Source organism: Bacillus sp. PK6-025 (assembly GCF_056530265.1).
In genome coordinates, this window is record NZ_CP096509.1 from 3,887,328 (window position 1) to 3,901,532 (window position 14,205).

Sequence of the window (14,205 nt, forward strand, 5' to 3'; positions counted from 1 at the left end):
ACGGAAAAAACGCCGAAGATATAACATATGAAGAAAGGACAGAGAGAATGAAACTACGGATCGCCAATCGGGAAGACCTTCCCGCAGTAGTCGATATTTACAACTCCACCATTGCGTCGCGAATGGTTACGGCAGATACAGAACCCGTCACACCTGAAGAAAGGCTGAACTGGTTTTTGAACCATACCGAGGCAAGGCCTCTTTATATTGTGGAAAATGAACAAGGGGATATCGCCGGCTGGATCAGCTTCGAATCATTTTACGGTAGGCCCGCCTATAACAAAACCGCCGAAGTCAGCATTTACCTTCATGAAGACCACCGCGGCAAAGGGGCGGGTTCAGCGGTGCTTGAAAAAGCGCTTGAAGTCGCGCCAAAGCTTGGAATCCGTTCTTTAATGGCGTTTATTTTCGCCCACAACGAACCGAGCATCAAGCTTTTCAAAAAATACGGCTTTACCGAGTGGGGACACTTTCCCGGAATCGCCGAGATGGATCGAATACGGTACGATTTAAAAATATTAGGAAAAGAATTGAATGAAGCCTGATCATCATGGCACGAAAAAAAGAGCTGTCATGCAGCTCTTTTTTTCTTTCATCATTCAGCCAGCCTGCGCCTTCTGATCTCTTCTTCATTTAAAAATTCCAAAAAGCTTCTCATCACAGTAAACGGCTCTTCTTTGACCGCCTGAACGTACCGGCTTTTCCGTTCATCGGAAAGCACTTCGCTTGTTTGCATCCGTTCCAATATATATTGCATCACCGATTGCTGAACATTTCTTTTTTGGTAAGACGACTCTCTGAACAGCGCCATGCCGAAAGCTGCTGCTGCGGCAGCGCAGCCGATTTTTATCATTGAATCGGTTCCATAGGATGCCTGCCCCCAAAAAGAAGAAAGATAAACCAATGAAGCAACAAGCAGCGGAATCGCGATAAAAAGAAATATCAGCCTTTTCTTTAAGAACGGCGCCGCCACATGCTTGAGGTTATCCATTTCTTCTTTCATAAAAGCCGGCATTTGATGGAAACGTTCCATATCCATAATCAATCCCTCCCGATTTGGTTAAAGAGGCGTTGTTTCGCTGATTAAATCACGCTTTTTATATGTATATCGTAACTTAGATCCAACATGTTTTACAGTTTTTTGCCTTTCCCCTTTTTATTAGGAACTTTCCGTCCCCCGCCCCGTATAACATGAGATAGTTGCTTGAAAGGGGAGTAACTGTTATAAATGGAATGTATAAAAACAAATCCGTCTTGTGAGGTTCAATATGGATATTATTAAAAATATCAGCATCACATCGATATTTCTCGGCTTTATATTAGTTTTAAACACGCTATTGGCAATCGTTGTGATCTTTAGGGAACGCCGGGATGCAAGCTCCTCCTGGGCCTGGCTCTTGGTACTCTTCTTTATTCCCGTTCTTGGCTTTATCCTCTATTTGCTCTTCGGCCACAATTTGAGCAGGAATCACCTTTTTCAATGGGAAGACCGAAAGAGGATCGGGATGGAAAAAATATTGGAACAGCAGCTGACCAAGCTGAAAAACCGCGAGTTTGAATTTCGCAATAAAGCGACGGCGGACAGCAAAGACTTGATTTATATGCACATTCTGAATAACCACGCCGTTTTCACGGAAGACAATGCGGTCGAGCTGTTAACGGACGGACGCCAGAAATTCGACAGACTGCTTCGCGACATTGAAAACGCCAAAGACCATATACATCTTCAATATTATATTTATAAAGGCGATGAGATCGGAAAAAAGCTGCGGGACGCGCTGATCAAAAAAGCAAAAGAAGGCGTTGAAGTCCGCGTTTTGTATGATGAATTGGGATCAAGAAGCCTCAGGAAAAGCTTTTTCAAAGATCTGAAAAAGGCGGGAGGATTTGTCGAAGTTTTTTTCCCGTCGCGTTTTAAATTTATCAATTTGCGCATGAATTACCGCAACCACCGCAAGCTCGTCATCATCGACGGCGTCATCGGCTATGTCGGAGGATTTAATGTCGGGGACGAATACCTCGGTCTAAATCCGGCTTTTGGCTATTGGCGGGACACGCATCTCAGAATCAAAGGAACGGCAGTCCATTCGATTCAAACGCGTTTTATCCTGGATTGGAATCAGGCCTCGCACCATCACGATATTACATATATGCCAAACCACTTTCCTGACATCGATTCCAACGGAAACATCGGCATGCAAATCGTCACCAGCGGCCCCGATTCAGAATGGGAGCAGATTAAAAACGGCTATATTAAAATGATATCAACGGCAAAGCGGTCGATTCTTATACAGACGCCTTATTTTATTCCGGACGCAAGCCTACTCGATGCCCTCAGAATTGCTTGTCTGTCCGGCGTTGACGTGAGAATCATGATTCCTAACAAACCCGACCATCCTTTTGTGTACTGGGCTACCTATTCTTACATCGGCGAACTTTTAAAAGCCGGCGCTTCCGTATTTATTTACGACAACGGATTTATCCATGCGAAAACAATTGTTGTAGATGAAGAAATTTCATCGGTCGGCACGGCAAATATTGATATGCGCAGCTTCAAGCTCAATTTTGAAGTGAATGCTTTTTTATACGATGAGGAAATTTCGAGAAGCCTTGTCCTATCATTTGAAAAAGATCTGCAAGTCTCAAGGGAGCTGACCTATGAGGAATATTTAAACAGAAGCAAATCGATCCGCTTCAAAGAAGCCATTTCGATCCTGCTGTCGCCGATTTTATAGCGCGTCATTCATGCGGTAAAAAAATCCTCCCGGAAACGGGAGGATTTTTGTTTTACTTACCGGAAGCCGCCGCACCCTTGGAAACTGAAGCATGCTTGTCCATTTGACGTTCAGTGTCAGCGTCCTTGAGCTTGAGTGCGATGAAAAATGCTGCCATGAGGAAGCCGGCTGCACCGAGCAAAGCGGTCCGGTAAGCTGATAAATCGGGCTCTATCCCTGCGCCAGGCTGACTGAGCACAGCAAGGACGCACGACATGACGGCAACTCCAAAAGCAGATCCGAGCCGGTTTTGCACATTAAACAGCGTCGTTGCCCGACCCATTGATGAGGATGAAATGTTGGCAAAACAAACAACCTGCGCAGCGCCAACCGCATGCCCCAGAAAAAAGCCCGCCGAAAACAACAGCAGCCTGAGAAGCCACAGATTTGACCCGTATCCGGTCAGGCTCAGCAGCCCAAACAATACAGCGGCGCCTAAAAGCGCAACGGAAATGACCCGCCTCGGCCCGAGCTTATCTAACGACCTCGGCATCAGCTGGGAGGCCAGCATCAAGCCTAATGCTTCGGGAAACGTGATCAAAGCGGTATCGGTCGCAGAATAGCCGAGTGCTTCCTGGCACAACAGCGGAAATATATAGAGCATGCCAAGGAGTCCGCCTGCTGTCAAAAGCGAAATGACGCTCATCATTCCAAAAACCCGGTCCTTCAATAAGCGCAGTTCAATCAGCGGATGCTCAGCCTTCAGCTCGACAAAAACGAGAATGGCGAGGAGAATCACTCCCCCGGTTCCTGAAACAAGCACATTCGGAGAGCCGAAGCCCTGCACAGGCCCCTGGCTGAGTGCAAAAACTGCCAACGCCATTCCCGGCCCAGCCAAAAGAAATCCTAGCCAATCAAATCTCCCCGCTTTCGGCTCCATATGTTCATGAAGATATAACAGGCCAAACAGCAGAATGATCATACCGATCGGAATATTAATGTAAAAAATCCAGCGCCATGACAGCTGATCCGTCAGAAACCCGCTGATGATCGGCCCAACCGCAGGCGCGACCGCAATCGGAAGGACGAGAACTCTCGAAATTTTAGCCCGTTCCTGCGGAGGAAACGTCCTGAACAAGATTGCCATTCCCACTGGTGTGATCAATCCGCCGCCGGCTCCCTGGATCACGCGAAATACGTTTAATGCCGCCAGATTGTCAGCGATTCCGCATAATGCGGATGCAGCCGTAAATATGGAAAGCGCGGCAAGGAAAACACGCTTTGTCCCAAAGCGGTCTCCAAACCAGCCGGCTGCGGGAAGAAAGACCGCCAAGCTGACTAAGTATCCGATGTTAATTGTGCCTGCAGCAGACGGCAAAGTTTGAAATTCGTTCATGATGGCGGGCAATGCCATGTTAATGACACTCGCATCCATTGCAGCCATAAACATGGCCGTTACATATACAATGCTGACAACCGTCCTTTGATTGAACGGCCTTCTCTTCATTGCTGACCGCCGTGAACTTCTGCAGCCGGCTTCAAGCTGTTCGGCGAGAGATCGGTCCAATTCGAGCTGATATAGTCGATGCAGGCGCTGCGGCTCGTTTCCCCGCAGACGATCTCCCACCCTGCCGGAATATGAACAAAGGCGGGCCAGAGTGAATACTGGCCTTCCTCATTCATTAAAACAACATATGTGCCCTGTTCATTTTCAAAAGGATTTGTCATCGTTATCTCTCCCTACTTGTCCGTATCTTTTTCAAGCCGTCCAGTTTTTCCGCAACATGACGTCCAATTTCGGCCAGCGGCTCCGGCTGGCACAAATCTTTATGCCGGCAATCCATATCATGAATATCAATGTTTCCGTTCAGATAAGGAAGCCATGACTCCGGATCGATCGGATCAAACCATTCCGGTATCACGGTAGATTTGAAGAACAGGATATCACCATGAAAGACGCGGGGCTTATATTCGCTTAAAATCCGGACGGAATTCACATAAGTCTCCTTTAAATTCAAGATCGCAGCCTCATCCAGGCTGGCAAGCGCACTGCCGTCTCGGCGCAGTATATCGATCGCACTGGAAAGTTTCAGCGGTTCCCCGTTAAGGCTGTCCGGATCGTATCCTCCCAATGCCAAGAGTGCAATCAATGCTTCCTGCTCATCAGGTGCATCTTTAATTGGAAGGAAGTGATTCGGGTATGCATCAAGCATGACAAGAAGCGAAATGTCTTCCCCTTGTTCCTGCAGCTGAGTTGCGATCGCATGTACAACATTGCCTCCGAGAGACCAGCCGAGAAGACGATAAGGCCCTGTTGGCTGAATCGTACGAATGTGCCTGATATAATCCGCGGCCATGTCGTCGAGCGTATCAGGAAGCTCTTCCTGCCTTGCGATCCCGCGAGCTTGAAGGCCGTATATCGGATATTCCTTCCCGAGTGCAGTCATTAAACCGGCATAACACCAGCTGAGGCCCCCGGCCGGGTGCACACAAAACAGGGGATCCTGACTGCCTCCGGTTCTCAGCGGAAGCAGTACATCCAGCGCACTTTGCCCGCCGCCGGATTCAAGCCGTTCAGCGAGTCCGCTGACAGTAGGCGCTTCAAGCAGGTCGCCGATGCCGAGCTCGACGCCGAGCGCTTCACGAATGCGGCTCATCAGCTGTACGGCGAGCAGAGAATGACCGCCAAGTTCGAAGAATCCGTCATCAATACCAATCCGCGGCACATTGAGGATTTCTGAAAAAAGATCACATAAGATTTCTTCCTGCGGTGTTCTTGGCCCCCGTCCTTTAACAGCCGCGGCAAAATCAGGCTCAGGCAGCGCTTTTCGATCAAGTTTGCCATTTGGAGTCAATGGCAGGTCTGCAATTTTTACAAATGCAGAAGGCACCATGTACTCCGGCAGAGTGCCTGCGGCAAACCGGCGCAGCTCAGCCGGATCAGTTTCTTCTTCAGACGTCGGGACAACATAGGCGATCAGGCGCTTGTCCCCGGGCTGGTCTTCCCTTACAACTACAGCAGCTTGATTCACCTTGTGATGGCGGACAAGCACCGCTTCTATCTCGCCGAGTTCGATTCTAAAGCCGCGGATCTTGATCTGCTGATCGGCCCTGCCCATATAATCAAGAGAGCCGTCTTGGCGCCTGCGGGCAAGATCGCCGGTTCGGTACATCCGGGTTCCGGGCGGACCAAACGGATCAGCGACAAAACGGTCTGCCGTCAAATCGGGTCTGCCCAAGTAACCCCGTGCGAGGCCGCCCCCCGACACATACATCTCTCCGGTGACGCCCGGGGGTACCGGTTCAAGGTATTCATCAAGCACATATACACCTAAATCGGGAATCCCTTGACCGATCAGGCTGTTCGCTTGAAGTGCTGCAGTCTGCTGATCGAGGGAAATATAGCTGACATGTACCGTCGTTTCTGTAATTCCGTACATATTAATCAGCCGCGGGAAATGCTCCGGATGGCGTTCATACCAATCTTCAAGCCTCTTCAGTTCGAGCGCTTCCCCTCCAAAAATGATAAAGCGCAAGGAAAGGCACTTTCCTGTCTCAGCATTGTCCCGGTCAGCCTGCATCAATTGATAAAATGCGGAAGGGGTCTGATTGAGCACAGTCACTCCCTCGCGTACGAGAAGATTGAGAAAGTCGGCCGGCGAGCGGCTGATTGTATGAGGCACCACGACAAGCCGTCCCCCATTGAGCAGCGCTCCCCAAATTTCCCATACCGAAAAGTCAAATGCGTAAGAATGAAACATCGTCCAAACATCGTCAGAGCCAATATGAAACCATTGGTCAGTCGCTCCGAACAGCCGCACGACATTTTGATGTGGAACGATCACTCCTTTCGGCTTGCCGGTCGAACCGGATGTGTAAATGACATACGCCGGGTGAAGAGGCAGCAAAGGCTTCGTACGGTCGGCATCAACCGGATTCGCAGAAGCGCATCCGTTCAGTTCCTCTTGTATGCAAGGGTCATCAAGGACAATCCGTTCAACAGATGCGGGAACAGAAAGGCATGATTCGACCGCTGAACTCGTAACGATGCAGGCAGGATGTGCATCATTCAACATAAACGCTATCCTTTCTGCCGGGTAGTCCGGATCCAGAGGCACATATGCCGCGCCAGCTTTCAGCACTGCAAGCAGTCCGACAACCATATCCAAAGATCTTGGAAGCGCCAGGGCAGCAAATTGTTCGGGACCGACCCCTTTGGCGATCAGGAGATGGGCAAGCCGGTTAGCGCGTCTATTGAGCTCGCCGTATGTGAGCGAGTCATTTTCATATATAACCGCAACGGCTTCCGGGTCCTTCGCAGCCTGCTTTTCAAATAAAACAGGCAAAGATGAACAAGGTATGTTGTTGGACGATTTGCTCCAGTCAGCCAGCATGTTTTCACGTTCGGCCGGAAGGAGAATATCAAGTCTTCCGATCGGCTGATCAGGGTCGGATACTGCTGAATCCAGCAGTCTGACAAGCCGTTCGGCCAATGTTTGAACCGTATTTCGCTCAAATAAATCTGTGCTGTATTCCACAAATCCGCCGATACCTGCGGGTGTTCCATCCGCTTTTCGATGTTCCCGAAGCTCAATCGTCAAATCAAACTTGGCTGCGCCGACACTGCGAATGTCAATGTCTGATTTAAGGCCGGAAAGTTCAAGCTCAGGTTCAGGCGTATTTTGATAGGCGAGCATGATTTGGAACAGCGGATGTCTCGCTCTTGACCTGGCAGGATTGAGCACTTCAACAAGGCGCTCGAACGGAAGGTCCTGATGCTCATATGCTGCAAGATTTACTTTTCTAACTCTGTTCAGAAGTTCCCGAAAACTTGGATTACCCGATGTATCTGTTCGGAGCACAAGCGTATTAACGAACAATCCGACAATTCCGCCTAAAGCATCATCGTTTCTTCCCGCTATCGGGCTCCCGAGCGGAATGTCGTGGCCTGCTCCGAGCCGTGTCAGCAGTGAGGCAAGGGCCGACTGCAAAATCATGAACATGCTGACTCCGGTGCTGCGGGACAAACCGAGCAAACGGCCGTGTAGCTGTTCGTCAATGCTGAGATCAATCGTACCGCCTCTGTAGCTTGATTCCGACGGACGCGGGTGATCAGTCGGAAGCTCCAGCTGATCAGGCAGATGTTCCAATGCCTTTGACCAATACCCGAGCTGCTTGGCAATCAGACTGTCCGGATTGCTCTCATGTCCAAGCAGATGTTCCTGCCATACGGCATAGTCGGCATATTGTATAGAAAGCGGCTCCCAAGCAGGTGCCTCACCATTCAGACGCGCATTGTAGGCGGTTTCCAAATCGCGGGTCAGCGGCGTTAAAGACCAGCCGTCGCCAATCATATGGTGCAAAAGCAGAAGAAGAACAAATTTGTCCGGTCCGAGTACGAATAGCTGGGCGCGAAACGGAGGTTCCTTTTCTAAATGAAAACGGTGCCGAACAGCCTCAGACAGGACTTTTTCCAAATCATGTTCGCTGACATGGGATACAGCGAGTTCGGGACGCGCTTGATCCGCTTCCAATATCAGCTGGTGTGTTGTCCCCTGCTGATACGGAAAAATTGTTCGAAGCGGCTCATGTCTTGCTGCCACATCGCTCAGAGCGGTTGTCAGCGCCTCTTGGTCCAAACGTCCGGTTAAATGAACGACAACCGGAATATTATAGGTCGGGCTCGGTCCTTCCAAACAGTGCAAAAACCATAGGCGCCGCTGCGCGAAGGACAGCGGAATTTCTTCCCGGCGCTCTCTTTTACGCAATGCCGGACGGGCGCTCTGCGCCTGATCAAGCTGTTTGGCAAGCCCGGCGGCTGTGGGCTCATCGAATAAACGGCCGATTCCGAGTTCGACGCCAAGCGTTTCCCGAATCCGGCCGACAAGCCTGCCTGCCAGAAGCGAATGTCCGCCGAGATCAAAAAAGCTGTCATCAATACTGACTCGCGGCACCCCCAGCACTTCAGCGAATAAATCACACAATATTTCCTCTTGAGGTGTCCTTGGCTCACGTCCCCCCGTATGCATACTCAATGCCGGAGCCGGCAGGGATTTGCGGTCAAGCTTTCCGTTCGGCGTAAGCGGCAGTTCATCAAGAATGACAAATGCAGACGGAATCATATAGTCGGGCAGTGTTTCACCAACGTAGCCGCGAAGCTCGACAGGATGAAGGCTTTCTCCCGAAGCGGGAACGACATACGCAAATATACGCGGATCACCGGGCTGGTCTTCACGAACAATAGCAGCAGCTTGTTTAACAACCGGATGATTTGCAAGCACCGCTTCTATTTCTCCCATCTCAATGCGGAATCCGCGAATTTTGACTTGATGGTCCGCACGGCCGATATAATCAAGCGACCCGTCTTCGCGCCAGCGCACGAGGTCGCCCGTCCGGTACATCCTCGATCCAGGCGGCCCGTATGGATTCGCAATAAAGCGTTCAGCCGTGAGAGCATGACGGTTCAAGTAGCCGCGCGCCACTCCTGTTCCTGCCACATAAAGTTCTCCAGCCGCTCCCGGAGGCACGGGCTGCAATCCGGCGTCTAGAACATACAGCTGCGTATTCCAAATCGCACGGCCGATCCCCGGAGATTTCGTGCAGTTGCCTCCCAGCGCGGCGGCTGTAGACCAAATCGTTGTTTCCGTCGGTCCATAAAGGTTCGTTAATGTGCATCCAAGCTGCTGCAATTGCCGGGCCAAGCTGGCTTGCAGAGCTTCCCCTCCGACAAGCGCACGAAGACCTTTAAGCTTCTCCGGAGCGCTCGAGGCCAATGCATACCAAAGGGTCGGTGTGGCCTGCATCATTGTGATTCCGTATGTTTCAATCATTTTAGCCAATGCGGAGGGGTCTTGTACCGTCTCCTTCTCGGCAAGAACGACTGCCGACCCGCTGATCAGTGGCAAATAAATTTCGAGTGCTGAGATGTCGAATGCAATCGTTGTGACGGCCAGCAGCCGGTCGTCTTGATTAAGCGGGAACATATCCTGCATTGAAAGCAAAAAATTGAATAAGCTTTCAGCTTGTACAACTACGCCTTTAGGTCTGCCGGTTGATCCGGATGTATAAATCATATATGCCGGCTGAGCGCCGGAATGCTGTCTGCCGGGATTTCCTTCAGAACATCCGGAGATTTTTTCCATAACAGTTTGTTCATCAAGGATGAACTTCGGCGTTTGCGAACTGATCATGTCTTGTGCTTTTTTGCTGGTGATGACAAACAGCGGCTGTGCATCATTGAGCATATACTCGATCCTGTCAGCCGGATAATCGGGATCTATAGGTAAATAAGCCGCTCCAGCCTTGAGAACGGCGAGCATGCTGACAATCATTTCCGCTGAGCGCGGCAAGGCCAAAGCAACGAATGTCTCGGGTTTCGCCCCCTTATTGATCAGCAGATGAGCCAGTTGATTTGCCCTTTTATTTAATTCGGAATAGGTGAGAACCTCATCATCGGAAACGACTGCCGGAGATTCAGGGTACTCCTTCGCCATCATTTCAAATCGTTGCGTAAGACTCTCATTTGGAAGACCGCGGTCTGTTTGATTCCATTCGATTAAAATTTGAGCGCGTTCTTCCGGGAGAAGAATATCCAACGTCCCCACCGGCTGAGTTTGCTCGCAATCGGCAATCGTTTTCAGAAGAGTAAGAAAACGATGAATATGATGTTCAAGTTCATCCGCATGATAAACAGCGGGGTTTGCATCCATGTTTATTTTCAACCCGCCTCCGTCCGGGCGGCCGTAAATGTTGATTGACAGATCGTCCACAGGTCCTGTGGCAAGATTATGCACGATGCCTTGACAGCCGGCAAAATTCAAGCGTTGCTCAAAAGGCATCAAATTAAGCTGCGGACCGAACAGCCGCTGATTTTCGCCAAGCAGCTTGAGTTCCCGGCGCAGTTCTTCGTGGCGGTAATGCTGATGACGCCTCAGCTTCATCATCTCTGCTGAGATTTGCTTGACCAGCTCTCCTACGCTCATGTCCGGCTGCATGCCAATCCGAAGCGGAAGGAGATTCATGACCATACCCGGAATATGGAGAGCGGCTGACCCAAGGCGGCACATCATCGGCATCCCGAGAACGACGTCATTTGCCCCCGTCAGCCGATGAACATATATTGCAGCTGCTGCCATCACGGTTTCGTGCCAAGTTGCCCCCATTCTGCTTGCGGCAGACAGAAGACGCTCAGCATGTTCACTTGGCAGATAGTCAGACCTGCGAAGAAAGCTTGAAGAGGTGCGCGGCGCCCTTTCGGCAAGACTGACTACCTCCGGTTCATCGCTGAATCGCTCAAGCCAAAATTGCCGATCTTCCTGATACTTCTCTGATGCGTGGTAAGCCGTTTCCTCCGCGAGAATCAAATCGAGGGAGCCAAAGGCTCCGCTCTGATCGATCGATTTGTTCTGCATCAATGCGGTATATATTTTTGACAGCCGCTCGGCGATCAATGTAAAGCTGAACCCGTCCGTTGCGATATGGTGAGTTCGCTGATACCAGAAGTAATGATCCGGCGCCGTTTTGAAAAGCGCTTCTGTAAAAAGCGGACCGCGAGTCAGATCAACCGGACGGGCAAGGTCATCCTTCATCCAGCTTTTCGCCGCCTGTTCCGGATCGGTTTCTGAGCTGACATCAACATAATGAATTGGAAAATCTGCCGACGGAACGATCACTTGCCACGGTCCGTCTTGATCTTCTCCAAATCTGGCATGGAATGATTCAGCTTCTTTCATGACATGGCGCAGCGCTTTCTCGAAAAGCTCCTGATCAAGCGGGCCTTTAATTTCAACGTATTCAGCTGTATTGTAGATCGGATTTTCCGGATCAAGCTGCTGAGCAAACCAAATGCCGGCTTGCGCTCCTGATAATGGCTTTCGGTTATGTTGACATTCAAGCATTAAGGCGACCTCCTTCATTGATAGTCTGCATTCGGCAAGGGTGCTTCTTTAGAGGAGGACAACAGTCTCCACCAGTTTTCAATCGAAGGGTCCTCCGCAAGCTCCACAAATGACACCTCCCGCCCCGCTCGGCGCCAGCGCTCCGCGAGACTCATGATTCTCACGGAATCAAGTCCCCTGTAAATCAAATTTTCGCTGTCGCTTATCTTTTCCGGTGATTCAAGAAGAAGCGATGCGACCTGTTCGCGAATGATCTGTTTTGTCAGTGCATGAGAGCTTTCTTTTGCGTGTTCATGGCTTGCGTCATCTTTCAGCTGGCTCAAAAGCTGTTCCGCAGTGATTGTGACGCTGCAGCGGTCAGCTGCGTATGTGATAGCCATTTCATGATGCTTTAATGAGAAATCCGCCACCGCATCGGCGACAAAAAACGTTTCAATATCTTGCATAAACGCATCACATGCCGTCATCAAGCAGCCGATATGGGCATAGATGCCGGTGATGATGAGCTGATCCCGACCTTGCTCCTCCAGCACACCTAAAAGGTTGGTTTTTCTGAACGCATTGTACCTCCACTTGGTCAGAACGATGTCGCCTTTATTCGGTTTCAGCTCATCTACGATCTTCTGCTCATCGGGATCAGGACCGATTCCGGGTCCCCAAAAATCTTGGAGAAGCCCCCGTTCTTCCGGTGTCTGAGCGCCTGGCTGAGCCGTGAAAATAACCGGAATGCCAAGCTCGGCACATCGCTTCCGAAGCTTCTTAATATTAGCCAGCAGATCTGTTACCGGAGACTCGCCGCAACGGTAAGCGTTGAGAAAATATTGCTGCATATCATGGATGAGAAGTGCAGCACGCTTCGGATGAGGAGTCCATGACACCTTGTTTTTCGGCATATTTGATGCTTCTGGCATTTGGTACGGTAAGATGGCAGGAATGGCCATCAAATCACATCCTCTCATTTTTTTATCACGTGATATTCTTAGCTGCAGACATTTTTTCAGCAATCGCTGTACGCAGTTCTTTTTTGCTGACTTTTCCTACGCCTGTCTGCGGGAATGCTTCAACCATTTCCACCCGGTCAGGTATTTTGTAGGCTGCAAGGCCCCTTTCTCTCAAAAACGATTGCAATTCAGCCTGAGCAGGTGCAGCGCCGCGTGGAATAACATACGCACACGTTCTTTCACCGAGAAATTGATCCGGCATCGAGACAACCGCCGCATCGAGTACGGCGGGATGTGCGAGCAGGTGGTTTTCCACTTCTTCCGCGGCAACCTTCTCCCCGCCTCTGTTGATCTGGTCTTTGGCTCGTCCTTCAACAATCAAATAGCCTGATGAATTGACTTTGACCAAGTCGCCCGTACGGTAAAACCCGTCTTCTGTGAACGCTTTGGCATTATGTTCCTCAGCTTTGTAATAGCCGCGGATCGTATAAGGACCTCTTGTCAGAAGCTCCCCGGTCTGTCCGGGTCCAAGTTCGCGTCCTTCTTTATCCACAATTTTAATTTCGTCAAACGGAGACATCGGTCTGCCTTGTGTGTGAACGATCGTGTCTTCAGGATCATCAAGTCTGGTATAGTTGACCAGACCTTCTGCCATGCCATAAACCTGCTGCAGTTTGCAGCCAAACACCGATGTGACGCGTCTGGCGGCTTCGGCACTGAATTTCGCTCCGCCGACTTGAAGGACCTGGAGACTTGACAAGTCGTCCCGGCGCGCCGGAGCAGCGTCAAGCCAGATTAGCGCAAGCGGCGGTACGAGACCTGTGATCGTTACCCTCTCCTTTTCGATCAGAGGAAAGGTTTCATCCGGGCTGCCTCCTGACGCAAGAACGACTCGGCCTCCCGCATAGAGTGTACCGAGCACTCCCGGCGAACTGAGCGGATAATTGTGAGCGATTGGAAGAGCGGCAAGATACACGCTGTTGTGATCAAGCCTGCAAATCTCTGCGCTGACCCTCAAGCTGTATATATAATCATCATGCGTCCTCGGGATCAGCTTAGAAAGACCTGTGCTTCCCCCTGACAACTGAAGAAAAGCGACATCTTCTGAATGGACGTTCTGCGGAGGTGCAGGCTGATCATAAAGGCCCGACAGCGCTTCAAACTCCTCCGATTCGCCGGCGACAATGACATGACGAAGCCCCCGCAGCTTTCCCTTTACCTGTCTCGCCAGCTTGCGGTAGTCAAACCTTGCGTGATGATCGGGAATCACATAAGCAGCAGCTTCAGAAAACTCGCAAAAATACGTGATCTCGCTATGTCTGTGCGATGGAAGCGCAAAGACAGGCAGAGCTCCGATTCGGAAGAGTGCAAAGCAAACTTCAAAAAACTCGATGACATTCGGTAGCTGGACAACGACGCGGTCATTTTTTTTGATCCCAAGCTTTAAAAGACCGCCGGCCAAAGAGTCGGCTCTCTTGTCTAACTCTTGATAGCTTAAATGGGTATCTCCGTATGTAAGGGCAATGCGGCTGCCATGTTTTTCGACCCGTTCCCTCAGCATTCCCCCAAATGTTTCGCCTCGCCAGCATCCCTCCTTCCGATATTTATCCGCAAACTCCTTCGGCCATGTTGGGCACCCTTTCAACATCCTTT

8 protein-coding genes are annotated in these 14,205 nt (G+C 50.5%); 2 read left to right on the forward strand and 6 right to left on the reverse strand.

Annotation, left to right across the window (positions count from 1 at the left end):
- The first annotated feature begins 47 nt into the window (after window positions 1-47).
- The gene (locus M1D67_RS19965; protein ID WP_023857112.1) at window positions 48-545 is read left to right on the forward strand and encodes a GNAT family N-acetyltransferase; all 498 of its coding nucleotides are present in this window, start codon (window positions 48-50) and stop codon (window positions 543-545) included.
- A 50-nt stretch (window positions 546-595) separates the two neighbouring features.
- Here M1D67_RS19965 and M1D67_RS19970 read toward each other — a convergent pair whose 3' ends face one another.
- Window positions 596-1,039 (reverse strand): YwnF family protein, encoded by a 444-nt coding sequence (locus tag M1D67_RS19970; RefSeq protein WP_023857111.1) that lies wholly within the window; start codon window positions 1,037-1,039, stop codon window positions 596-598.
- Window positions 1,040-1,286: 247 nt separating this feature from the next.
- On the opposite strand from M1D67_RS19970, the gene cls reads away from it, so the two are divergent.
- Window positions 1,287-2,735 (forward strand): cardiolipin synthase, encoded by a 1,449-nt coding sequence (gene cls, locus M1D67_RS19975; RefSeq protein ID WP_023857110.1) that lies wholly within the window; start codon window positions 1,287-1,289, stop codon window positions 2,733-2,735.
- Between the two features lie 52 nt (window positions 2,736-2,787).
- Here cls and M1D67_RS19980 read toward each other — a convergent pair whose 3' ends face one another.
- From M1D67_RS19980 to M1D67_RS20000, 5 genes are read right to left on the reverse strand one after another with little or no spacing between them, the layout of a single operon-like run.
- On the reverse strand, window positions 2,788-4,221 hold the full coding sequence (locus tag M1D67_RS19980) for an MDR family MFS transporter (RefSeq protein WP_105979568.1): 1,434 nt from the start codon (window positions 4,219-4,221) through the stop codon (window positions 2,788-2,790).
- Window positions 4,218-4,442, reverse strand: a complete 225-nt coding sequence (locus M1D67_RS19985) for an MbtH family protein (RefSeq protein ID WP_023857108.1) — start codon at window positions 4,440-4,442, stop codon at window positions 4,218-4,220. Before M1D67_RS19985 ends, M1D67_RS19980 begins: the two co-directional genes overlap by 4 nt.
- Before the next feature lie 2 nt (window positions 4,443-4,444).
- On the reverse strand, window positions 4,445-11,611 hold the full coding sequence (locus M1D67_RS19990) for an amino acid adenylation domain-containing protein (RefSeq protein ID WP_479831470.1): 7,167 nt from the start codon (window positions 11,609-11,611) through the stop codon (window positions 4,445-4,447).
- 14 nt (window positions 11,612-11,625) lie between these two features.
- A complete protein-coding gene (locus tag M1D67_RS19995) occupies window positions 11,626-12,552 on the reverse strand; it encodes an isochorismatase family protein (RefSeq protein WP_023857106.1) in 927 nt (308 codons plus the stop codon).
- Window positions 12,553-12,577: 25 nt separating this feature from the next.
- Window positions 12,578-14,200, reverse strand: coding sequence for a (2,3-dihydroxybenzoyl)adenylate synthase (locus tag M1D67_RS20000; RefSeq protein WP_023857105.1), 1,623 nt, complete (start codon window positions 14,198-14,200; stop codon window positions 12,578-12,580).
- Between the last annotated feature and the right edge of the window lie 5 nt (window positions 14,201-14,205).

Coding starts and splice junctions, on each gene's coding strand:
- M1D67_RS19965 (WP_023857112.1), top strand. CDS start 48: ATGAAACTACGGATCGCCAATCGGGAAGACCTTCCCGCAGTAGTCGAT.
- M1D67_RS19970 (WP_023857111.1), bottom strand. CDS start 1,039: ATGGATATGGAACGTTTCCATCAAATGCCGGCTTTTATGAAAGAAGAA.
- M1D67_RS19980 (WP_105979568.1), bottom strand. CDS start 4,221: ATGAAGAGAAGGCCGTTCAATCAAAGGACGGTTGTCAGCATTGTATAT.
- M1D67_RS19985 (WP_023857108.1), bottom strand. CDS start 4,442: ATGACAAATCCTTTTGAAAATGAACAGGGCACATATGTTGTTTTAATG.
- M1D67_RS19990 (WP_479831470.1), bottom strand. CDS start 11,611: ATGCTTGAATGTCAACATAACCGAAAGCCATTATCAGGAGCGCAAGCC.
- M1D67_RS19995 (WP_023857106.1), bottom strand. CDS start 12,552: ATGGCCATTCCTGCCATCTTACCGTACCAAATGCCAGAAGCATCAAAT.
- M1D67_RS20000 (WP_023857105.1), bottom strand. CDS start 14,200: ATGTTGAAAGGGTGCCCAACATGGCCGAAGGAGTTTGCGGATAAATAT.